This is a genomic window from Thauera butanivorans (assembly GCF_048398245.1).
Taxonomy (GTDB): Bacteria; Pseudomonadota; Gammaproteobacteria; order Burkholderiales; family Rhodocyclaceae; genus Thauera; species Thauera butanivorans.
On record NZ_CP183038.1, the window covers coordinates 123,786 to 146,038 of the forward strand.

Below are 22,253 nucleotides of genomic sequence, written 5' to 3' on the forward strand. Positions count from 1 at the left end.
AGCGCGCATCCGGCTCTAATCTGCATCTGCCGTGCAAGTGCCGCCGTGTCTTGCATCCAATCCCCCGTCTGGAGCCCGCTGCCATGAAAAAGATCGTCATCGCCCCCGATTCCTACAAGGAAAGCCTGTCCGCGCTGGAAGTCGCGCAAGCGGTCGAAGCCGGCTTCCGCGCCGTCTTTCCGCAGGCCGAATACGTGCTCGTGCCGGTGGCCGATGGCGGCGAAGGCACGGTCGAGGCGATGGTGGCCGCCACCGGCGGGCGCCGGCTGGAGCTTGCCGTCACCGGCCCGCTGGGCGACAGCGTGCCGGCTTTCTACGGTCTCACCGGCGATGGCGCGACCGCGGTGATCGAGATGGCGGCCGCCAGCGGCCTGATGCTGGTGCCGCCGGCGCAGCGCGATCCGCTGCGCACCACGTCGCGCGGTACCGGCGAACTGATCCGCGCCGCGCTCGACGCCGGCGCACGGCGCTTCATCCTCGGCATCGGCGGCAGCGCCACCAACGATGGCGGTGCCGGCATGGTGCAGGCGCTGGGCGCGCGGCTGCTGGACGCCGACGGCCGTGAGCTGGGGACGGGCGGCGGCGCGCTTGCCGAGCTGGCGCGCATCGACGTTTCCGCGCTCGATCCGCGCCTGGCCGAATGCCGCATCGAAGTCGCCTGCGACGTGGACAACCCGCTCACCGGCCCGCGCGGGGCGTCGGCGGTGTTCGGTCCGCAGAAAGGCGCGACGCCCGACAAGGTGCGCGTGCTGGACGACAACCTCGGCCGCTTCGCCCGCATCGTCGAGCGCGACCTCGGCGTGGCGGTGGACCAGGTGCCGGGCGCCGGCGCGGCCGGCGGCATGGGGGCGGCGATGCTCGCCTTCTTCGGCGCGGTGCTGAAGCCGGGCATCGAGATCGTCACCGCCGCGGTCGATCTCGACCGCCATGTGCGCGATGCCGATCTCGTCGTCACCGGCGAAGGCCGCATCGATTTCCAGACCATCCACGGCAAGACGCCGATCGGCGTCGCCCGCGTCGCCAAGCGCCACGGCAAGCCGGTGATCGGCATCGCCGGCTCGCTGGGGGCGAACGTCGGCGTCGTGCACGAGCATGGCATCGACGCGGTGTTCAGCGTGCTCTGCCGTCCCTGCTCGCTCGAAGAGGCGCTGGGCGAGGCGGCGGCGAACGTCGAACTCACCGCCCGCAACGTGGCTGCCACGCTGCGCATCGGTCCGGGCTCGGCTGCGTTACCATGAGCACCCCCTGAGTTTCCGCCCGCAGAGCCGTCTTGGACATCATCTTCGGCATCATCTTGCCGGTCTTCGGCACGCTCGGCCTCGGCTACGTCGCGGCGCGCTGCGGTGTGTTCGACGAGGCGGCCAATCGCGGGCTGTCGCTGTTCGTGTTCAACTTCGCGCTGCCGCTGATGCTGTTCCGCGCCATCGCCCGGGCCGAACTGCCCGAGGCGATGCCCTGGGGCTACCTGCTGTCGTACTACATCGGCGCATTCGCGGTGTTCGGGCTGGCGATGCTGGCCGGGCGGATGCTGTTCGGGCGCCGGCTGGACGAGCAGGCGGTGCTCGGCCTCGGCGCCGGCTTCTCGAATACCGGCATGCTCGGCATTCCACTGGTGATGACGGCCTACGGCCCGTCGGCGGCGCTGCCGCTGTTCGTCATGATCGCCTGCCACAGCCTGCTGATGCTGCCGCCGGCCACCGCGCTGATCGAGGCGGCGCGCGGCGGCCAGCAGTCGGCGGTGGCGACGCTGCTGAAGCTGGGCAAGAGCGTGCTGGCGACGCCGATCATCTGGGGGTTGAGCTGCGGGCTGGCGTTCGCGCTGTCGGGCATGCCGCTGCCCGGCCCGGTCGATGCCGTGGCCGGCGGCCTGGGGGCCGCAGCCACGCCCTGTGCGCTGTTCGCGCTCGGCGCCTCGCTGACGCGCTACAGCCTGGGCGGCAACCTGCGCGAGCCGCTGGTGCTGGTGGCATTGAAGACGGTGATGCTGCCGCTGCTGGTGTGGCTGCTGGCGACCCAGGTGTTCGAGGTGCCGCCGCTGTGGGTGGCGACCGGTGTGCTGCTGGCGGCACTGCCGGCCGGGATCACGCCCTATCTCTTCGCCCAGCGCTACAACGTCTGCCAGTCCGCGGTCGCCTCGGCGGTATTCCTGTCCACGCTGCTGTCGGTGCTGACGCTGACGGTGCTGCTGTTCCTGCTGCGGCCCTGAGCAGCATTGCCGTGGTGGCCGCGAGTGCGTAGCATGCCGCGGTTCCCGCCGCCGGGCGGCATGTGCCAGGCTGGCCGATGTCCGACTTTCTCGCGATCCTGAGCTTTTCCTTTTCGGTCACCGGGCCGATCTTCGTGCTGCTCGGCCTGGGTGTGCTGCTGCGCCGCACCGGCATGCTGACCGATGGTTTCATCGACGCCGGCTCGAAGCTGGTATTCACCATCGCCCTGCCCACGCTGCTGTTCACCAGCATCGCCAGGACGCGCATCGCCGAATCGGCCAATGCCGGCATGATCGCTTATGGCCTGGTGGCGACGCTGGCGCTCTACGTCGTGCTGGAATGGGCGGCGAAGTTCGCCGTGCAGCCCGAACGCGACCGTGGCGTGGTGGTGCAGGGGGCGTTCCGCTCCAACTTCGGCGTCGTCGGTCTGGCCTACTGTGTCAATGCCTACGGCGATGCCGGTCTCGCTGCGGCCTCGCTGTACCTCGGCCTGGTGACGATCCTGGTCAATGTGCTGGCGGTCATCACCCTCAGCCGTTCGTTGCACCGCAGCCAAGGCGTGGGCAGGATCGTGCGCGGCATCGCCACCAATCCCCTGATCATCGGCATCCTGCTCGCGCTGCCGGTGTCGGCGCTGGAAATCCGCCTGCCCGCGCTGGCGCTGAGTTCGGCCCAGTATATCGCCGACATGACGCTGCCGCTCGCCCTGCTGTGCACCGGCGCCTCGCTTGATTTCCGCAGCCTGCGCTCGGAAATCGCCAGCACCGCGCTGGCCGCGCTCGGCAAGCTGGTGGTGGTGCCGATGCTGCTGACGCTGGGCGCGGTGGCGCTCGGCTTCCGCGGCCTCGAGCTGGGCATCCTGATGTTGATGGCTTCGGCACCCTCGGCCGCAGCCGGCTACGTGATGGTGCGGGCGATGGGCGGCAACGCCACGCTGGCGGCGAACATCATCGCGCTGACGACGCTCGGTTCGCTGCTGACCACCAGCCTGGGCGTGATGATGCTGCGCAGTGCCGGGCTGATCTAGCCGGGACGGCCGGTCTCAGTCTTCGTCGAAGCGCTGGCAGGCGAGCGCCGCGACAGTGGGCGGGCTGCCTTCATGGGTGTAGTACAGCGAGCCGATTGCCCGACCGTTCTGCCACGTCTCGTGCAGCATCAGTGAGCCGCGCAGGCCTTCGAGGCCGAGCGCATCGGGCCTGAGTACGCCGAAATCCACGATTCGCAGCATGCCGTCCATATCCGCCGTGGCGCGGATGGCCACCGTGTCCAGCAGTGCCAGGTCGGGCGACACGTCGCTGCTGCCCGCAGGGAAGCGCGCAGTTTCCGGCTGGCCGGGGGCCGGCCACAGGAATTCGGGCGTGACGATTTCCAGACCGGTGATGCGGGGCGCGCCGGCGGCTTCGGCTGCGTCGCTCGCGATGCCAAGCACGATCCGGGTGTGGTCCGGGTCGTCCAGGTCGGCGCAGATGATCCGGGTCTCCGCTGCCACGGCGGAGCCGGCGGCAAGCACTGCGAGGCAGGCAATCACCGCTGCGGTCGATCGGCATGGCTGGTGCTTCGTCATCGTTCTGCTCCTCGGGAGATGCGGAACATTATGCATGCCGTGCATGGCTGGGATGTCGTCCGGCTTGAATTGCGCCCCGCGCTGAACTTTAGTAAAAGTGCGCGGATGCCTGTGGCAGGCGTTTTCAGGGGGTGCAGCATGTTGATCACACGCGAGGTGCTTACCCGGATGGGCGCGACCAGCGCCAATGCCGACCGCTACGTCGATGCGCTCAATGCCGCGATGGTGGCCCACGCCGTCGACACGGTGCCGCGCATCGCCCATTTTCTTGCCCAGGTCATGCACGAATCCGGCTGTCTGCGGCTGACCGTCGAGAATCTCAATTATTCGGCGGACGGATTGCTGAAAGTCTTTCCGCGGTATTTCGGCACGCGTGCCGAAGCGGAAGCCTGTGCGCGCAAGCCGGAGAAGATCGCTTGCAAGGTCTATGGCGGGCGCATGGGCAATGGCGCCGAGGCGAGCGGCGACGGCTGGCGCTACCGTGGCCGCGGCCTGATTCAGCTGACCGGCAAGGACAACTACCGCAGCTTTGCGCAATGGTGCGGCCAGGACGTGGTGGCCGATCCGGATCTCGTCGCCGGCAGCCTCGCGGTCGATGCCGCGGTGTTCTTCTGGCAGCGGGAGAATCTCAACGCGCTGGCCGACGTCGACGACCTGAAAGCGGTGACGCGCTGCATCAACGGCGGCCTGAACGGCTTTGCCGATCGCCGCGAACTGCTCGAGAAGGCCCGCCAGGCGCTGCGTGACCTGGGGCTGGCCGGAACTTTCGCGCCGGCGATGTCTCCGTTCGCGCCGACGCATCGTGTCCTGCCCTTGCAGCTCAATCTGCGTTCCACGCCGCAGGTGACGCCGGCAAGCCTGCTGGCGCCGCTGGTGCAGGGCACCGAAGTCGAAGTGCGCGGCCCGACGGCGGTGGCTGGCTGGGTACAGGTGCGGGTGCTGCTCAATGGCGTCGTACGTGAAGGCGTGGTGGCCGAGCGCTATCTGGAGCCCTACGCGCCGCGTCCACGCGCGCGTGGCGGCCTGCGTTCGCGTGCCGCACCGGTTGCCGAGACGCTGCCGTCGCTGCCTGCAGTCCATCTGGAGGCCGACCGGCCGGACATCACCCGCGTGCGGGATGGCGGGCGGGCCTACCCGCTCGGCGAGGCCGACCGCCCCGCGCGCAGTGGCCCCGAAGGCGCACGCGGTGCCGCCGGGCTGGCGCGGATCGTCGATTACCTCGACGTCGCCAAGGCCGATCACCTGCGCTACCAGCCGCGCGCCGGCATGACTTTCTGCAACATCTACGCCACCGATTACGCCCATCTGGCGGGCGCCTACTTGCCACGCGTGTGGTGGACCGACTCTGCGCTGCGCCGCCTGGCGCTGGGTGAGCCGGTGGAGGTGACCTATGGTCAGACGGTGCGCGAACTGAACGCCAATTCCCTGTACGACTGGCTCGACGAGCATGGCGCCGGATTCGGCTGGGCGCGAGAACTGGACCTGACCCTGTTGCAGGCGGCAGCGAATGCCGGCGAAGTCTGCGTCATCGTCGCCAAGCGCCGCGATCTCAACAGCTCCGGCCACATCACCGCCGTCGTGCCCGAGCAGGAAGGGACTGAAGCGCGGCATGCCGCCGACGGCGAGGTTTTGCGTCCGCTCGAATCCCAGGCCGGTACGCGCAACGTCACGCGCGGGGTGTCGGCCAGCGCGTGGTGGGCAGCGGAACGCTTCCAGTCCTTCGCCTTCTGGCGGCATCCGTGACCGGATGCAGGCCGCCCGTCGGCCTGCCGTCGCACTGTTGCATGGCGAAACATGCGGGCGGCGGAATCTTTTGTCCGGGCTGCGCCTCTGAGACGGTATCCTGCCGCTTCGGCCAGCCGTAGCGGCCCCGACACCTTGATGGGATGCCCCATGTATCGAGATCCGAAGTTCTCAGGCCTTTTCAACCAGTTCGGCGCCCGCGGCGGTACGCCGCCCAGTCTGCTGCAGAAGATCGTCGCCGCGATCGTCACCGTTGCCGTGTTTGGCGTCGCGCTGATGTTCTCGGTCGTCTTCTTCGCCGTCGTCGTCACCGTCGGCGCCGTGGCCTGGGGCTATCTGTGGTGGAAGACCCGCGCGCTGCGCAAGCAGATGCGTGATCATCCGCCGGCCGGGCGCGGCATGGTGATCGAAGGCGAGATCATCCGCGAAGTGGAGATCGAGGAAGGTACGGGGCGCGATGGTCCGGGCGAAGATCGCCCGCCGCGCTGATCTCCAGCGCCCCATACGCCATTGGCTTGGTGTAGTCTGTCCGTCCCCGCCGGTCCGCCGCAAGGCCGGGCGGCGGAATCCCATACCAGACAGAGGACAACAAGCATGAGCACTGTGACCCTTGGCGGCAATCCGATCGATGTCGCCGGCCGTTTTCCGCAGGCGGGTGATGCCGCCCCCGCCTTCAAGCTGACCGGCGCCGATCTGGCCGATGTCGGCCTCGACGCCTTCGCCGGCAAGCGCAAGGTATTGAACATCGTTCCCAGCCTCGATACGCCGGTGTGTGCGGCATCGGCGCGCAAGTTCAACACCGAGGCCAGCAGCCTGGCCGACACCGTGGTGCTGGTCGTGTCCGCCGACCTGCCCTTCGCCGCCGGCCGTTTCTGCGAGGCCGAGGGCCTGAAGAACGTGAAGACGCTGTCGACCTTCCGCAACCCCGATTTCGCCCAGGACTACGGCGTCGCCATCACCTCCGGCCCGCTGGCCGGCGTCACCGCGCGCGGTGTGGTGGTGATCGATGCGAACGACAAGGTCGTGTATTCCCAGCTCGTGCCCGAGATCAAGGAAGAGCCGGATTACGCCGCTGCGCTGGCTGCATTGAAGTAATCTCCGTGCCGGGGCCGCGTTCCTGCGGCCCGGAAGTGAAAAAGTCCCGCTGGCCTCAAGCCAGCGGGACTTTTTTCCGTCGAGCGGAAACCGGGTATCAGTTCCCCACCTTCAGCCGGCCGCCCTTGCCCAGGCCGCCCTTCACTTCCTGTGCCTTGTAGTTACGCAGCGAGATCACCATGTTGTTGTAGGCGTCCATGAACGCGGCGACGGTGGCCTTGCCTTCGGGCGTGCGCGAGAAGCCGCCCAGTCCGCCGGCAGCGCTGCCGCCGATGGCGCCGATGGCTGCGCCGAAGTTGGTGGCCGTGGCGTTGCCTTCGGAGATGGAAATCTGCACGCCCGAACGGATGTCGAACATGCTCAGCGTCACCACCGACACCTTGCTCTGCATGGCGCCGCCGATGATGGCTCCGGCTCTGCCGAGCAGGCCGCCGACGCCGGCAGCCATCTGGCCGGTGGCGTCGTTGTCGATGATGATGGCCGGCTCCATGAAATAGTCGGCGGCCACGCGCTGGCCCTTCTGCTGCTTGGAGCCGGCGCGGAATTCACCCGAATTGCGCTGCTTGTCCGTGATGGCGCTGAGCCTGCTTTCGGTACGATTGTTGCCGATCGAGGTGATGACGAAGCAGTTCGATTGTTGCACGGCCAGGCGGATCAGCGGCTCGATGGTGGTGATGTTGGTGGCGGCGCCGAAGCTCGCATACCACTCCTTGCCGCGGCCATCGTCCACTGCCAGCGTGCCCAGCGGCTCGTCGCAGCGTTCGAGGTTGGCGTTGGCATTGACGCTGGTGCCCCCTGCGGCTGCACCCGTGGCGGCGGTGGGGCTGTTACCCGTGGACACGAGGCCGCCGGCGCCGGGGGTCACGCAGCCAGCCAGGGCCAGCGAAGCCGCCAGCGCGGCCAGGGAGAGGGAAGTCTTGGACATGGAGAAGCCTTCTTTCGTAGCTTGTTGGAAGAAAAAACGGATGGATGTCGGCGTCAGCACGCGTGTTCCAAGGCGTTCAGCGCAGATGCCAGCCGGTCGGCGCCCAGATCCAGTAGTACGGATATCCGCTGTACCAGGCGCCCCAGGACTTGCGTTGTTCTTCACGGATGCGGTAGAGCTCGTGCTCCTCCTGCTTGGCCGCCTGGGCTTCGGCCATCAGCTGGCGGGCGTCCTTGTAGTTCACCGCGGCGGCACGGCTCAGCCAGGCTTCGGCCTCGGCGGGGTCGGAGCCCATTTCCTCGAAACCCAGCAGGTACAGGCGGCCCAGCGCGTATTGCGCCTCGGTGTGGCCGCGGTCGCCGGCCTTGCGCAGCCATTCGATGGCCTGGTAGCTGTCGCGCGTCACGCCGTCGCCGCGCAGCAGGCGCAGGCCCAGGTCGTAGGCGGCGCGAGGGTCGCGCTCGGCGATCTCCGCCAGGGCCTGCAGGCGGCGTTCGGCCTCCGGATCACCGGGATCGCCCTGGAAGGTGGCGGTATTGCGCGGCACATCGGCGCACTCACTGCCGCTGCACAGGCGGACGGTATCCGAGCGGGGTGCGATCTGCTCTTCGGGCGTCTGCGCGCAGCCGGCCGCTACCAGCGTGGCCAGCAGCATGGCCAGGGGAGTCACGATGGATGAAGCAGCGGTGCGCATGGCAGGCCTTTCTCAAGGGCAGGGGACACTGAGTATATAGAAAATTTACAATTTGGCTGCCAGCTTTTTTATGGGCACAAGGTCCTGATTCGATACGGCATTCCGTCTGGAGCCGGCATGCCCCGGCCATCGTTCCAGGCTTGGCGCAGGGATGCCGTCGCCGCGATTCGGCGTGGAGCACGATCGGCCGGGCACCCGCCCAAGGATCACTCGGCGCGCCGCACCGCGCCGTCCTTGTCGTCGTCGGCCTGGGTTTCGGCTTCTTCCGGCACCGGTGTGGCCAGGACCTTGTCGATGCGCTTGCCGTCGATGTCGACGACCTCGAAGCGCCAGCCTTCCCACACGGCGATGTCGCCGGTGCTGGGCAGGCGGCCGAGCAGCCACATCATCATGCCGGACAGGGTGTGGTAGCGGCCCTTGTCCTCTTCCGGCACATTCTTCATCGCCAGGCGGTCCTTCAATTCGAGGATCGGGATCAGGCCGTCGAGCAGCCATGAGCCGTCCTCGCGCTGCACGGCCCAGGCTTCCTCGGCGTTGTCGGTCTGGAATTCGCCGGTGACGGATTCGAGCAGGTCGTGCAGCGTGACCATGCCCAGCACCTCGCCGTATTCGTCGATGACGAACACCATATGGGTGCTGGAGGCGCGGAACTGGTCGAGCAGTTCCATGCCGGTCAGCGATTCGGGCACGTAGATCGGCGCCTGCAGCGCTTCGGTCAGGTCGACTTCGGCGCCGCGCAGGGTCTGGTTGAAGAGCTGCTTGGCGCTGATGATGCCGAGGATTTCGTCGAGGCCGCCGCGGCACACCGGGAAGCGCGAATGGGTCGATTCGGCCATCAGCGTCAGGTTGTCGTCGAGCGGGCGGTTGACGTCCAGCCACACGATGTCCGAGCGCGGCACCATCAGCGAGCCGAGCTGGCGTTCGTCGAGGCGGAACACGTTGCGCACCATCTCGTGCTCGCTCTTCTCGATGATGCCGGCTTCCGAGCCCTCGTCGAGCATCGCGCGGATTTCCTCCTCGGTCACGCTCGGGCCGTTGATCTCGCGCTGGCCCATCATGCGCAGCAGCAGCGCGGTCGAGTTCGACAGCAGATGCACGAAGGGGCGCGAGATGATCGCCAGCATGTTCATCGGCCGCGCGACCAGGCGGGCGATGCCTTCCGGGTTGATCTGGCCGATGCGCTTGGGCACCAGTTCGCCGATCACGATCGACACGTAGGTGATGACCACCACCACCAGCACCGTCGAGCCGATCTCGCTGGTGCGCTGTTCCACGCCGAGCGTCTGCAGCCAACTGGCCAGCGGGCCGGCCAGCGCGGCTTCGCCGACGATGCCGTTGAGGATGCCGATCGAGGTGATGCCGATCTGGATCGTCGACAGGAAGCGGGTTGGCTCCTCGCCGAGCTTGACGGCGACGGCGGCGGCGTTGTCACCCTCTTCGGCGAGCTTGGCCAGCCGCGCGCGGCGAGCGGTGACGAGCGCGATCTCCGACATGGCGAAGATGCCGTTGAGCAGGATGAGGGCGATGAGGACGAATATTTCCATTGAAGTGTTCGGTACGGCGTTCAGGCGTGCAGGCGCATCCGCGTCGGGGCGGATGCAGTGAGCGACGGCATTGGGGGAGCGATCCCGGCGCCGGAATCGGCGCGGAATTCGGCGCACGGCGCGGCACGCAGCGCAGGACATGCGAGCGGGGCCTGCATCAGGGAGAGGGCGTGCGTCCGACGGGCCGGATACGGCGGGACGCGCAACGGCGACCGGTGGGTGGCCGTGGCTGGCGATGCTGGATCGGGGCAAGATCGCCCGGTCGAGTCGCCGTCGGCCGAGGATTCATCCTCGGCGCGAGGCGGCTCGGAAGGGGGCGGAACGGAGTTCGACAGGGAGTGCTGACTCATAGCGCGGAGCCGTTTTTATCGGCCCCGCCTGGCCCTTGATTTGTTTGAAGAAAAATAATCATGCCGCAAGCGCCGGGAATTGTCACCTTTCGTGACGGGCGGCTTGCGGGCCTTGCCGGGAGGTGCCCGCTGGAAAACGTCATTGGAAGGCCACCTCGGCGAAGCTGCGCAGCTTGCGGCTGTGCAGGCGGTCGATGCCCTGCTCGCGCAGGCGTTCCAGCGCGCGGATGCCGATGCGCAGGTGCTGGTCGACGCGTTCGCGGTAGAACTGGTTGGCCATGCCCGGCAGCTTGATCTCGCCGTGCAGGGGCTTGTCGCTGATGCACAGCAGGGTGCCGTAGGGTACGCGGAAGCGGAAGCCGTTGGCGGCGATGGTGGCGGACTCCATGTCCAGCGCCACCGCGCGGCTCTGGCTGAAGCGCCGTTCCGGGCTGCTGTCCATACCGCGCGAGGGCAGCAGCTCCCAGTTGCGGTTGTCGGTGCTGGCGACGGTGCCGGTGCGCAGCACGCGCTTCAGTTCGTAGCCGGACAAGCGGGTGATCTCCTCCACCGCCGCTTCCAGCGCGAGCTGCACTTCGGCCAGCGCCGGGATCGGCACCCACAGCGGCAGCTCCTCGTCGAGTACGTGGTCTTCGCGCATGTAGCCGTGGGCCAGCACGTAGTCGCCCAACTGCTGGCTGTTGCGCAGGCCGGCGCAGTGGCCGAGCATCAGCCAGGCGTGGGGCCGCAGTACGGCGATGTGGTCGGTGATGGTCTTGGCGTTGGCCGGGCCGACGCCGATGTTCACCATCGTGATGCCGCTGCGGTCGCCGCGCACCAGATGGTAGGCCGGCATCTGCGGCAGGCGCGGCGGCGCGGCACCGAGCGCGTCGCGCTCGCCGGGCGGCAGGCCGCGGCGGCGGGTGACCACCTCGCCTGGCTCGACGAAGGCTTCGTAGCCGTGGCCGGAGGCGGCATCGGCCATCAGCTCGCGGCCGAGCTCGATGAATTCGTCGATGTAGAACTGGTAGTTGGTGAACAGGATGAAGTTCTGGAAGTGCTCGGGCCGCGTGCCGGTGTAGTGGCGCAGGCGGTGCAGCGAGTAATCCACCCGCGCTGCGGTGAACAGCGCCAGCGGATGCGGTTCGCCGGGGCCGGGCTCGAAGGTGCCGTTGGCGATGCCGTCGTCCATCGCGCCCAGGTCCGGCAGGTCGAAACGGTCGCGCAGCAGCAGGCGGCGGTCGGGGCCGAGCTGGCCTTCGAGATGGTCATCTTCGGCGAGGGCGAAATGCACCGGGATCGGCTGCGTGCTGGTGCCAACTTCCAGCGGCATCTGGTGGTTGCGCAGCAGCAGGCTGAACTGCTCGAAGTAATAGTCGGCGAACAGGTCGGGCCGCGTCAGCGTCGTTTCATACACGCCGGGGCCGGCGACGAAGCCGTAGGACAGGCGCGAATCCGCCCGCGCCACGGTGTTGCTGCGGATCCGTACCAGCGGATAGCAGGCGCGCACATGCTGGCCGATGTCCTCGCCGGCGACATAGCGCTGCAGCGCATCGCGCAGGTGGCGGCTGCTGGCAGCGTGGATCTCGCGCACGCGGTCGAGGGCGGCGGCGGCATCGTCGAACAGGGCGGGGGCGAAGAAGGGGGCGGTATTCATGCTCGGAGGGCCGGAAGCAGTGCAGGCGGGTGGACAGGGGCCTGGCGGCGCGTGGCGTTCAGCGCGGCGCCCTGAGTCTGTCGGGCAGGTTCAGCCGGCCTTCGTCCGAGAAGCGCACGCTGCCCAGCACGCCGCCGGCCAGCCGGCCGCGCAGGGTGTAGGGCACGCCATCGGTCATCGAGCGGCCCTCGATCATGCCGAGGGCCTGGCGCAGCACCGCGGAAGTCGACACGCTCACCGGCACGCTGACCACCGTTTCGCCGAAGCGCGGCACGGTGCCGCGCTGGTCGCTGACGCCGGTGGCGAAGGCCTTGCCGTCGAGATCGAGCTCCAGCGCCAGACCGTCGAAGTCGATCGCGGCGTCGTTCGGGTTCTGCACCCGCAGCTTCAGCGTGAAACGCATCTCCATGCCCTGTCCCGCCAGCGGCTCGAGGCCGACGACGTTGATGCGCACCGGCTCGCGGTGGGTCAGGCTGGCGCAACCGGCCAGCGTCAGTACGCACAGCAGCAGGCAGGACAGCCAGTGGAGAGGATTGCGGCGGGCGGCGTTCGGCATCGGTGGGCTCCGGCGGGTCACAGGGCGGCTTCCATTCTAACCGCCGCAATGTTGAGGTTTTCGCGTCGGGCCTGGAGACGTCTTGCGCGTCAAATGCCGGATGGGTCTTGCTCCGCTCATCCCGCCCGGACGAGGCTGTCGTTGATCCTGCCGGATGGGCCGGGCCGCGCAGGTCGCGCCGCAGGCGAAACCCATCGACGCTGCGTGGCGTCAGCGCAGCGACTCGGCGGTGCGATCCACGATGCGCTCGAGCAGGGCATCGACCGCCACACCACCCGCCGTCGACGCGCTGCGGCGGTAGCCGAGATGGATCTCCGGCGAGTCGGCCGCGATCCGATAGACCGCGATCGACAGCGGGCACAGGGCGATGTGGTGGGGCGATTCGGCGCTCAGGCGCGCGGCGGCGCTGGCGCTGCAGAAAGTGTAGATGCGGGCCTGGTCGAAGAGCGCGGGCGAATGGCCGAGATCCGGCGCGGTGCGCTGCAGCATGTCGCCGAATTGGCTGACCGTCGGCGGCGTGATGCCTTCGGCGGCGATCGCATCGACGAGCGCGAAGGCGACGTCCTCGAATTCGGCGCCGGCGATTTCCCGCGTGACGATGCCAGCCTCTGCCGCGGCCGTGCCGGCCTGCAGGGCAAGGAAAAGGGCGAAAAAGAACCCGGTACCGCGGCGGAGCAGATCCCGGTACCGGGGGTGCAGTAATCGTGTCGTGTTCACTCGGGTTCAGAAGCGGTAGCTGGCCTGTACGCCACCATACACATTTCTGCCCGGGCCGGGTTCGTAGAAGCGGCCGTTGCCATCGCCGACGATGACCGAGGCGATGTGCTTGCGGTCGAAGACGTTGTCCAGCCTCAGCAACTGGCTGAAGGTCCAGGGGCCGGATTGCTGTTCCGCGACCAGGCGCAGGTTGAGCAGCGTGTAGGACGGCGCAGCCTTGCCGGTGTTGCTGTCGTTGACCTCGACCGCGCTGCGATGCACCGCTTCCAGCGCGGTGCTGAGTCCGGCCATCGGCTTCCACGCCAGTTCGCCCCAGGCCGAAATCCTGGGTACGCCCGGAATCCGGTTGCCGCTGTCGACGGTGTCGAAGGATTCGTCGTAGATCGCGCGCATCACCGTCAGCGCGCCGCGGGCGCTGAGTTTGTCGGTGAATTCGGTCTCGACCGCGAGTTCCAGGCCCTCGCGCAGGGTCTTGCTGGCGTTCCTGTACGAGGTGCGGCCGCCGATGGCGCCCGCGCTGACGATTTCGTCCCTGGTCTTGATCTGGAAGGCGGCGAGATTGAGCCGTGTGCGCTCGCCGACATAGGCCTTCAGGCCGAGTTCGAACTGGCGGCTGGTCGAGGGTTTCAGGCCGAGGTTGAAGCCGCCGGAGCTCGAGTAGGCGATCTCGCCCAGCGTCGGCGTCTCGAAGCCGGTGCCGAAGCTGGCGTACAGGTTCAGCAGCGGCGTGGCGCGCCACAGCACGCCGACGGCCGGCGTGGTCTTGCGGTAGCGCACCGAGCCGCTGTCGTCGCCGTTCGGCCCGACGATGTAATGGTCGTCCACCTCGAAGCGCACGTTGCTGTGGCGCACGCCGAGCGACCAGTCCCAGTCGCCCTGCTGCCAGGTGGCCTGCACGTAGGGGTCGGTACTGGTGACGGTGTTGGTCTCGTCGCGCCGCAGTCGGCCCTTGACGCCGAAAGTGCTGCCGACGAAGTTCTCGTAGCCCTGGCGGTCGTCCTCGGCGCGGTCGTGGTCCACGCCGGTGGTCAGGGTCAGTTTGCCGGCGCCGATCTCGCGCTGCATGATCCAGCGCGCGCCGATGCCGTGGAACTCGCGGTCGAAATCGACCACGCCGCCGGCGTGGCGGGGATTGGCCTGCGCGGCGACGGGAATCGACTGGTACTGGGTGACGCTGCGCTGTCCTGCGTAAGCCTGGACCTGCAGCCGGTCCTCGCCGAAGCGGCGTTCGTACACCGCGCCGCCCTGCAGGTGGTCGATCGACTTGCGGGTCTTGTACTGCAGCGCGATCGGCTCGACGCCCCGCGCGTCGCGCTTGTAGGTGTTCCAGGTGACGCCGAGCGGGTCCTCGGTGTCGGGCTGGTGCAGGCTGCTGAACAGCAGCGTCAGCTTGCTGTCCTCGTCCGGCGCCAGCGTGATCTTGGCGAAGCTCTGGTCGCGGCGCGCGGCGCTGTAGCGGCGTTCGCCGTCGGTCTCGAAGCGCGAGGCGTCGAGCACGAAACCGACACCGTTCTTTTCGCCTTCCGCGCCGATGCCGATCTTGTAGGTGCCGTGCTCGCCGGCGTACACGCTGCCGCGGATGCGCGGCGCGCCCTTGCCGTCGCGCGAGAACAGCTGGATGACGCCGCCGGCATGGTTGCCATACACCGTGGCGAAGGGGCCGCGCAGCACTTCGATGCGCTCGGCGGTGTCGAGGTTGAAGGTGGCGGCCTGGCCCTGGCCATCCGGATTGCTGGCGGGAATGCCGTCGGCGATCAGCTTCACCCCGCGCACGCCGAAGGCCGCGCGGGCGCCGAAGCCGCGCACCGAGATCTGCAGGTCCTGGGCGTAGTTCTGGCGGTTCTGCACCACCACGCCGGGCACGCTGCCGAGCACTTCGGAGACGTTCACCCGCAGGCCTTCGGCGGTGTCGCCGAGCTGCACGGCGTCGATCGAATACGGCATGTCGAAGGACGAAGCCTCGACGCGGCTGCCGGTGATGACCATCGTTCCGAGCGTCTGCTCAGCGTCGGCCGCAGCGGCGGACGTTGCCGCCAGTGCGCACAGCAAGGCACAGTGCAGGTGCTTGGGCCGTGGCAGGCTGAGTGAAAAGGGGTGGGCCATGATCGAAGTCTCCTCGGGCGGCTCTTGCGGCAGCGATGGCCGCAGTCTAGAACCTGTGCCGGCTCCTGTCGCCGTGGAAAACGTGAGCGCGGCCTCATGATTTTCATTAGGCCGGCCGGCGTGAAGCCGCACCGCGTCCGGCGGTGGCGAACTCGCCGCCGGCGCGCCGGTCTGTCGACCCGTGCGCCCCGTTTCCATCGAGCCCCGCTGTGCCTCTGTTCAAGCGTATCGCCCTCGCCCTGTCCCTCATTCTGGTCCTGCCGCTGGGCATCAGCCTGGCGAACCCGCCCCGCGCCGAAGGCATGGACGGGCGCGGCTGGCGCGCGCTGCCGCGCCATTCCGCCGGCCTGGCGCCCGATCCGGCGGCCTTCGCCGGCACCGCCATCGTGCAGGTGTATGCGGCCGCAACCTACGGTTGGCGCGGCTATTTCGCCGTCCACCCGTGGATCATCTTCAAGCGCAGCGGCGAGACCGCCTACACCCGCTACGAAGTGACCGGCTGGGGCCGCGGCCCGACCGTCAGACGCAACGGCGCAGTGGCCGACGGGCTGTGGTTCGGCGCGATGCCGACGGTGCTCGCCGAACATCGCGGCGCAGGCGTCGATGACATGATCGACCGCATCGAAGCAGCGATCGCCGGCTATCCCCATGCCGATGAGTACCGCAGCTATCCCGGCCCCAACAGCAACACCTTCATCGCCCACATCGGCCGCGAGGTGCCGGCGCTGCAACTCGACATGCCGGCCAATGCGATCGGCAAGGACTGGCGGCCGCTGGGCGATCCGGTCGGGCGCGCGGTTTCCGGCACCGGCTGGCAGGCGTCGCTGTACGGCCTGCTCGGGGTCACGGTCGGCATCGAGGAGGGTCTGGAGTTCAACCTGCTCGGGCTCAACTTCGGCATCGACCTGAACCGCCCCGCGCTGCGCCTGCCCCTGATCGGCCGTCTGGGCTTCGGCAACGCCGTGCCGACGGCTGAAGCGGCACCGAATTCCGCCGGGCCGATCCCGGCAGAATCACGGCCTTGAAAGAAGTGTTTCAGGCGTGATCGGGTATCCGGCCGGGGGCGCCCTTTGGCCGGACGCCCCCGGCCGGATACCTATGAGCAGGGTGCCGGTGCCCTGCTCTTCGGCACGAGGATGGCGGCGGCCTTCGGCCACAGGTACTCGGGCGATTGCTGGGCGACGAGGCGGGAGAAGAACTCCGGGACAAGTGGGGTGAGGCGTCAATAATCGGCTTCTTTCTGATGCCTGAAGGCCAGAACGTACACTGCCTCATCGGCTGGCTCATGACGATACAAAGCCATATAGCCGGAATCCCCGAATTCGATCACCAGTTCGCGCAGCTCTTCGGGCATCTCGGGAAAGGGCCGGCCAATCTCGGGGCTTGTCTCCAGCAGACGGAGTTGCCGCTCGATGGCCTGCGCGGCGCGCCTCGCGGCTTCCGGTGCCTTTCTGGATAGAAACCGCCGGCATCGCTCCAAACCTTCGGCTGCGGCTTCAGTAACGATTACCTGTGGCATTCAGGCACTGCCTTTTCATCATCGGTGCCCCAGGTGTTCAGCCAGTCGCGCACTTCCTGCCCGGTCAGGTGACGGCCAGTTTCCTTGTAGGCAGTCCAGGAGGCCAAGGCTTCCTGCTTGAAGCTCTCGCGGGATTCTTCGCGCTCGACATACTGCTGGATGGCTTCGAGCATGATCCAGTGCGCCGAGCGGCGGCGCTGGTTGGCGAGCTGCTGGACGCGAGCTTTCAGCGCGTCGTCGATCTTGAGAGACGTTGCCATGGCGGCTCCTTATCACATAGTAATACCTCGTGATATTAGCTCCTCCATACCCTGGAGTCCATCCAAGCTGGTGCGCTGCAATCGTCGGGCTTCAGGAGTAGGGCCGCCGCACTCGGAAGTCATCATGCAAACGTTCGACAAGTTGATGATATTAAATATATTTCTTGCTAAGTCCGATTCTCAAAAAGCAACGAGAGAGGCAAAATTTGCTGGCTTCGACCAAGAGAGGCTTTCAGGCATTGGGCCTTAACATTCCCCAAGGGACTTCCCGTCAACTCCTTTCTGCAGACAGCAGCCGTTGATCATGCACGCATCTTCGTTTCCTGTTGATCACGCTTGGACGTGACCTGTTCTGGACTGCCGGCACCGCGATGGACAAGGACAGAACAGACTGCCTTTCCCCAATCGGCCTTGTTCGGCGCGTGCGCGCCGGGGCCATGCGACTCACCGCTCCGGCTGACCTCAATCAATCCCCGGCGTGAACGGGCCTGCCCTCAGGTTTCCACCAGCCCGGCCCGCACCGCGATCAGCGCGAGTTCGGCGGCGTTGCTGGCATTGAGCTTCTGCTTGATGTGGTACAGGTGGGTGCCGACGGTGCTGCTGCTCAGGCTCAGGGTGGCGGCGACTTCGTTGACGGACTGTCCGCGCGCCAACTGCAGGAAGACACTGAATTCCTTGCCGGTCAGCGTTTCGGCCGGGTGGCTGCCGCCGCCCAGCCGCGCCAGCGCGAGCTTGGGCGCGAGCTCGGGGTCGAGATGGCGGCGGCCTTCAGCGACTTCGGCGATGGCGCGCAGCAGCGCGTCGGGATGGGCGCGCTTGGACAGGTAGCCGGTGGCGCCGGCCTGCAGTGCGCGGGCCGGAATCAGGGTGTCGTCGTGGGCGGACAGCATCAGCACGCGCGCATCCGGATGGCGGGCGAGCAGGCGCTCGAGTGCACCCAGGCCGCCGATGCCGGGCATCGACACGTCCATCACCAGCACGTCGGGCTGGTGTTCGTTCCAGGTTTTGAGTGCCGCTTCGCCGCTGTCGGCTTCGGCGACGACGGTGGCGCCCGCGCCTTCGATCAGCAGGCGAAAGCCCATGCGGACGACCGCATGGTCGTCGGCCAGCACGATGCGCAGAGGGGGAAGCCGGATCGTCGTCATCAGCGCATGGCCCCGACCGGGAAGGAGGAGAAGGAAGGGCTTGCGGGGACGGCGGGCAGCGCGAGCGGCAGGCTGGCCTCCACCCGGCAGCCGCCGGCGGCGGGCCGTTCGAGCCGCAGGGTGCCGCCGAGGGCGCGTACCCGCTCCTGCATGCCGACCAGGCCGTAGCGCGGCCGTGCGTCGGCCGGGATGGCGCACAGGCCGCGGCCGTTGTCGGTGATGCTGAGCGTGACCGCCTGCGCATTCCAGTCCAGTACCACCGATACTGCATTGGCTTGGGCATGGCGGGCGACGTTGGTGAGGCTTTCCTGCAGCAGGCGCTGCAGTGCATGCGTCTGTTCGTTCGCCAGCACGGGCTCATCTGCAGCGATCCGGCAGTCGAGGGCGATGTGCGGATAGAGCCGCGACCATTGCTTGCAGGCCTCGTCGAGGATGGCCCCCACGGTCTTCGGCGCTTCCGGCGAGGGCTGGCGCAGGCGTTCGAGGATGGTGCGCACGCCGTCCTGCATCTGGCCGGTCATCGCCAGAATGACCTGGGCATTGCCGTGGATGCCGGGCTGGTCGGCGCTGCGCTGCTGGATCGCGCCGGCGATGGCGCGCACCGCGGTGATGCCCTGGGACAGCTCGTCGTGCAGCTCGCGGGCGATCAGGCAGCGTTCCGCTTCCAGGCGATCCTGCACTGCGCGGGCGAAATGGCGATCGGCGGCGAGTGCGGCGTTGTCGGCGAGCGTGTGGTCGAGCCGGTCGGCCAGGCGGTTGTAGCTGCGTGCGAGGCGGTCGAGCTCGGGGGCGCCGACTTCGGGCAGGCGGCGGTCGAAATGCCCGCGCGCGCCGCGGTCGAAAGCGGCGTCGACCGCGCGCAGCGGCGCCAGCGCCCGGCGCAGTCCCAGGTGGCAGCCGATGCCCGCCAGCAGCAGGCCGGCGAGCGCCCAGCCGGCGAAGCTGGCGAGCCTGTCCCAGGCATCGAGCACCGAGCGCGAGGCGTCGGGCAGCAGGCTGATCTGCACCGGGCCGGCGTCGAAATGGCGGATGCGCAGATGCGGCGCCAGGTGTTCGGCGAACCATTCGGGCGCATGGCGGCCGGCCTTGTAGGTGGAGGCGGGCGATGCGTACAGGCGTTCGCCGCCGGTGGCGGTGATTTCGAGCGCGTGCGCACGGATGCGGCCGATCGCGGCGAGCGCGGACATCAGCCGCGCCTGGCCCTCGGCGCCGTCGCGCCGGGTTTCGTCGATCAGCACGCTCAACCATTGCTCGGCGACGCGGCCGGCGGATTCGACTTCCTCCTGGATCGCGCTGCGCGTCTCGCGCAGCCACAGCGCGGCACCGGTGAGCAGCGCGAGCGCGAGCACGAGCGTCAGCATCAGGCTCAGCCGGGTGTGCAGGCTGGCGGAGTGCAGCGGGGGGCGGGCGCGCTTGTCCATTTGCGGTGGCCTGTCTGCGCGGCGCCGGATCAGCGGCTCCGCAGCGCGGCCTGTTCGGCCGCCGGGTAGAGGTGGATGACCGAGCGCCGGTATTCGGCGGCGGCGCCGTCCAGATCGCCGAATCGTGCGGGCACTTCCTGTTCCAGCATCTCCGTCATGTCCTGCCCCTGTTCTGCGCCTTCGCGCAAGGTCCGTTCCAGCCACGCCAGGTAGCTGCGCGTCTGGGCGATCGGTGTGGCATCGGTGGCGACCGGGCCGTGGCCGGGCACGAGCTGCTTGAACGGGATGCGTTCGAGGAGCTCGAGCGCCTGCAGCCACGACGCGATGTCGGCGTGCGGCGTGGTGGGCGCGCGATTCCGGAACACGATGTCGCCGGCGAACAGGGTGCCGCTGGCGAGATCCAGCAGCGCGAGGTCGGCCTCGGTGTGGCCTGCCAGCATGAACAGTTCCAGCCGGCGGCCGCCGACGTCGAGCGGCCCGGCTTGCAGCGCGCGCTCGGGCAGCACCGTCTCGGTGCCGCGCATCCACTCGCCGGTCAGGCGGTACATGTTGTCGAGCAGGGCCTCGCCTTCGGCTTCGAGCGCGCCGCGTGTCCCGGGCAGCGCGGCCAGCGTCGCCGGCGGGAAAGCCTGGTTGCCGAGGACGTGGTCTGGATGATGGTGGGTGTTGATCACCAGCACCACCGGTAGCGGCGTGACGGCGGCGATTGCCCGGCGCAGCTGCTCGCCGTAGCGCAGCGAGGGGCCGCTGTCGACGACGATGGCGCGCAGCGCGAAGGGCTTTGCATGCGACTTTTTCATTTTTGCTCCTTGCCTCCTGATCCTGTCTTGTAGGTATGTCGTGTGGCTTTCCGCCGCTCGGGGGGCCGACGGGCCGGATGTCCGGTGAGCTACGTTTGGCAAAGAGCGTGCCAGTCGCCGCCGAGGGGGTGAATCCCGCCATTGATGCCCTGTGGCAGCTTGGCAGACAGTGTGGCCATCAGGGAGGTGTAACGATTTGGAACAGTCGTTCCCTTCCTGAACAGCCCGGACGGACAGTTCAGCGGGCAATCGCGGATGGGCAGGTCGCACGGCAGCAGCGGATGCGGCCGGTGGCCGGCTGGCGCCCGCGCCGTGCCGCGGCCGGTGGCCGGATGCGTTCAGACGGCGGTTTCCAGCAGTTCGTCGGGAATGTCGTCCGGACGCAGCTCGGTGCTGTCGTCTCCCACCAGCGCGAGCATCAGGCGCAGGCGGCTGGCGAGTTCGCTGATGTTGCCGGGCCACGGATAGCGCCGCAGGCGGTCGATCGCCTCGGGCAGTACGCGGATCGGGCGTCCGGGACAGGCTTCGCGGACGAAGCGATGCACCAGGTGGGCGAAGTCGGTGCGCTCGCGCAGCGGCGGCAGCGTCACGATGTGCGCCCCGTGTCTTGCCAGCGTCGCCTGATCGAGGCCGTTCCCTTCCGCTTCACGGGCAAGCGGATGCCGGCTGGCGGCGACGATGCGATGGCTGGAGCCTGCAGCCTCGAACAGCCGGGAACGAGCCTCGGCCGGGAGGAGATCGACGTCGGTCAGGTAGAGCAGGCCGTTCTCCGTCTGCCTCAGGGCATCTTCGAGCTCATCGCGGCCCGCTTGCGCACGGGCGGCAAGGCTGCGGCCGTCGAGTTCGAGCAGCGGCATGCCGATGCCGTGGTCGCGGCAGTGCTGGTACAGCAGGTGGCGTTTGCCGGTGCCGGTCTCGCCGCACAGCAGCAGCGGGCCGGCGCAGCGATTGCGGTGCCATTCGGCGACCAGCGTGCCGGCATGGCCGAGGCGCGGGTCGGTGTCGGGTGCGGGCGGCGCCTCGGCACGGCCGGGAGCCTCGTCGCTTTTCGCCTGCCGGCGGCCGTGCGGCGCCCGGGGCAGCAAGAGCTCGGCCCGGGCGATGCAGGTTTGCCCGTGCAGCGTCCGCAGCGGAAAAGGCGTCAGCGGCCCGAACGCCGCCCAGGCCACCAGGTGCCGCCACTGCGTGGTGAAGCATTCGGGGTAGCTGCCCTGCGGGAATTCGCCGTGCAGTTGCAGCAGTGCGCGGGCGGCGCGATTGCTGGCCAGCAGGCGGCCTGCCTCGTCGAACAGCACCAGCCCTTCCAGCGGGCTGCCGAGCAGGTCGGGCCGGGTATGGAAGTGCAGCGACAGAAAGCCTTCGCCAAGGTTTTCGATCAGGCGGTGCTCGATGCATTCGGCGGTGGTGCGCAGCAGCGCGTCGGCGTGCGACAGGTTGGCACGGGCGTCGGTGGAAATGTCGAGAATGCCGGCGATGCCGCCGGTGGGCGAGAAGATCGGCGTGGCGACACAGGTCAGGAAGCGGTTGCGCGTCAGATAGTGCTGGCTGCCTTCGACGGCGACGGCCTTGCGCGTGGTGAGCGCGGTGCCGATCGCGTTCGTGCCCATCGCCGCTTCGCTCCATTCGGCGCCGGGGCAGAGTGCGACCCGGGTGGCGCGGTCGAGGAAGCCGGTGTCGCCGATGGCGCTCAGGATCAGCCCGTCGCAGTCGGTCAGCAGCAGCGTCGAGCTCGGGCAGCCGATCTGGCGGAACAGGTTCTCGATGACCGGGCGGGAGAAAGTCAGCAGGCGGGCATTGGCCTCCAGGCGGTCGCGCAGGTCGGCAGGGGAGACGAGCGCGTCCGACAGGGCGTCGTCCGGGCGCAGGCCGAATTCCCTGCTGCGTGCCCATGAGGCGTGCAGGTCGAGCGGCGCGAGCGTGGCCGGGTTCGGCGAGGAAGAGCGTGCGGGGTCCATGTCCTTTCCCATGCAGGAA

21 protein-coding genes are annotated in these 22,253 nt (G+C 68.3%); 7 read left to right on the plus strand and 14 right to left on the minus strand.

Annotated features, from left to right (window positions below; genetic code table 11):
• Positions 1–83 precede the first annotated feature (83 nt).
• The 3 genes from ACNQFN_RS00555 (at position 84) to ACNQFN_RS00565 (ending at position 3,234) form a co-directional block, all read left to right on the plus strand.
• Positions 84–1,238, plus strand: coding sequence for a glycerate kinase (locus ACNQFN_RS00555; RefSeq protein WP_068637194.1), 1,155 nt, complete (start codon positions 84–86; stop codon positions 1,236–1,238).
• Between the two features lie 32 nt (positions 1,239–1,270).
• Positions 1,271–2,206 (plus strand): AEC family transporter, encoded by a 936-nt coding sequence (locus ACNQFN_RS00560; RefSeq protein WP_418647693.1) that lies wholly within the window; start codon positions 1,271–1,273, stop codon positions 2,204–2,206.
• A gap of 77 nt (positions 2,207–2,283) precedes the next feature.
• Complete coding sequence (locus ACNQFN_RS00565) at positions 2,284–3,234, plus strand: AEC family transporter (protein ID WP_068637192.1); 951 nt, start codon at positions 2,284–2,286, stop codon at positions 3,232–3,234.
• A 15-nt stretch (positions 3,235–3,249) separates the two neighbouring features.
• Here the strand turns inward: ACNQFN_RS00565 and ACNQFN_RS00570 are convergent, their stop codons facing one another.
• Complete coding sequence (locus tag ACNQFN_RS00570) at positions 3,250–3,771, minus strand: hypothetical protein (RefSeq protein ID WP_068637191.1); 522 nt, start codon at positions 3,769–3,771, stop codon at positions 3,250–3,252.
• Positions 3,772–3,909: 138 nt separating this feature from the next.
• On the opposite strand from ACNQFN_RS00570, the gene ACNQFN_RS00575 reads away from it, so the two are divergent.
• The 3 genes from ACNQFN_RS00575 to tpx all read left to right on the plus strand — a co-directional run bounded on the left by ACNQFN_RS00575 (position 3,910) and on the right by tpx (position 6,609).
• The gene (locus ACNQFN_RS00575) at positions 3,910–5,514 is read left to right on the plus strand and encodes a glycoside hydrolase family 19 protein (RefSeq protein ID WP_418647694.1); all 1,605 of its coding nucleotides are present in this window, start codon (positions 3,910–3,912) and stop codon (positions 5,512–5,514) included.
• Positions 5,515–5,664: 150 nt separating this feature from the next.
• Positions 5,665–6,003, plus strand: a complete 339-nt coding sequence (locus ACNQFN_RS00580; protein WP_068637189.1) for a hypothetical protein — start codon at positions 5,665–5,667, stop codon at positions 6,001–6,003.
• A gap of 105 nt (positions 6,004–6,108) precedes the next feature.
• A complete protein-coding gene (gene tpx / locus ACNQFN_RS00585) occupies positions 6,109–6,609 on the plus strand; it encodes a thiol peroxidase (RefSeq protein ID WP_418647695.1) in 501 nt (166 codons plus the stop codon).
• A gap of 97 nt (positions 6,610–6,706) precedes the next feature.
• Here tpx and ACNQFN_RS00590 read toward each other — a convergent pair whose 3' ends face one another.
• The 7 genes from ACNQFN_RS00590 to ACNQFN_RS00620 all read right to left on the minus strand — a co-directional run bounded on the left by ACNQFN_RS00590 (position 6,707) and on the right by ACNQFN_RS00620 (position 15,134).
• On the minus strand, positions 6,707–7,534 hold the full coding sequence (locus ACNQFN_RS00590; protein WP_418647696.1) for a hypothetical protein: 828 nt from the start codon (positions 7,532–7,534) through the stop codon (positions 6,707–6,709).
• Between the two features lie 76 nt (positions 7,535–7,610).
• Positions 7,611–8,228 carry a sel1 repeat family protein gene (locus tag ACNQFN_RS00595; RefSeq protein ID WP_418647697.1) on the minus strand — a complete coding sequence of 206 codons (618 nt, stop codon included), beginning with the start codon at positions 8,226–8,228 and terminating at the stop codon, positions 7,611–7,613.
• Between the two features lie 206 nt (positions 8,229–8,434).
• The gene (locus ACNQFN_RS00600) at positions 8,435–9,772 is read right to left on the minus strand and encodes a hemolysin family protein (protein WP_418647698.1); all 1,338 of its coding nucleotides are present in this window, start codon (positions 9,770–9,772) and stop codon (positions 8,435–8,437) included.
• A 489-nt stretch (positions 9,773–10,261) separates the two neighbouring features.
• Complete coding sequence (locus ACNQFN_RS00605; RefSeq protein WP_418647699.1) at positions 10,262–11,758, minus strand: AMP nucleosidase; 1,497 nt, start codon at positions 11,756–11,758, stop codon at positions 10,262–10,264.
• A gap of 58 nt (positions 11,759–11,816) precedes the next feature.
• Complete coding sequence (locus tag ACNQFN_RS00610; protein WP_418647700.1) at positions 11,817–12,314, minus strand: LEA type 2 family protein; 498 nt, start codon at positions 12,312–12,314, stop codon at positions 11,817–11,819.
• 210 nt (positions 12,315–12,524) lie between these two features.
• A complete protein-coding gene (locus tag ACNQFN_RS00615; RefSeq protein WP_418647701.1) occupies positions 12,525–13,031 on the minus strand; it encodes a DUF302 domain-containing protein in 507 nt (168 codons plus the stop codon).
• A gap of 6 nt (positions 13,032–13,037) precedes the next feature.
• A complete protein-coding gene (locus ACNQFN_RS00620) occupies positions 13,038–15,134 on the minus strand; it encodes a TonB-dependent receptor family protein (protein WP_418647702.1) in 2,097 nt (698 codons plus the stop codon).
• 209 nt (positions 15,135–15,343) lie between these two features.
• Here ACNQFN_RS00620 and ACNQFN_RS00625 point away from each other — a divergent pair, with 209 nt between their 5' ends.
• Complete coding sequence (locus tag ACNQFN_RS00625) at positions 15,344–16,159, plus strand: DUF3750 domain-containing protein (RefSeq protein WP_418647703.1); 816 nt, start codon at positions 15,344–15,346, stop codon at positions 16,157–16,159.
• A gap of 197 nt (positions 16,160–16,356) precedes the next feature.
• Here ACNQFN_RS00625 and ACNQFN_RS00630 read toward each other — a convergent pair whose 3' ends face one another.
• From ACNQFN_RS00630 to ACNQFN_RS00655, 6 genes are all read right to left on the minus strand, one after another.
• Positions 16,357–16,653, minus strand: coding sequence for a type II toxin-antitoxin system RelE/ParE family toxin (locus ACNQFN_RS00630; RefSeq protein WP_418647704.1), 297 nt, complete (start codon positions 16,651–16,653; stop codon positions 16,357–16,359).
• A complete protein-coding gene (locus ACNQFN_RS00635; protein WP_418647705.1) occupies positions 16,641–16,913 on the minus strand; it encodes a CopG family ribbon-helix-helix protein in 273 nt (90 codons plus the stop codon). Before ACNQFN_RS00635 ends, ACNQFN_RS00630 begins: the two co-directional genes overlap by 13 nt.
• A gap of 494 nt (positions 16,914–17,407) precedes the next feature.
• A complete protein-coding gene (locus ACNQFN_RS00640; protein ID WP_418647706.1) occupies positions 17,408–18,058 on the minus strand; it encodes a response regulator in 651 nt (216 codons plus the stop codon).
• Complete coding sequence (locus ACNQFN_RS00645; protein WP_418647707.1) at positions 18,058–19,479, minus strand: ATP-binding protein; 1,422 nt, start codon at positions 19,477–19,479, stop codon at positions 18,058–18,060. Before ACNQFN_RS00645 ends, ACNQFN_RS00640 begins: the two co-directional genes overlap by 1 nt.
• A gap of 29 nt (positions 19,480–19,508) precedes the next feature.
• Positions 19,509–20,279 carry a quinoprotein relay system zinc metallohydrolase 1 gene (locus ACNQFN_RS00650; RefSeq protein WP_418647708.1) on the minus strand — a complete coding sequence of 257 codons (771 nt, stop codon included), beginning with the start codon at positions 20,277–20,279 and terminating at the stop codon, positions 19,509–19,511.
• 338 nt (positions 20,280–20,617) lie between these two features.
• On the minus strand, positions 20,618–22,234 hold the full coding sequence (locus tag ACNQFN_RS00655; protein WP_418647709.1) for a sigma-54-dependent Fis family transcriptional regulator: 1,617 nt from the start codon (positions 22,232–22,234) through the stop codon (positions 20,618–20,620).
• Positions 22,235–22,253 lie beyond the last annotated feature (19 nt).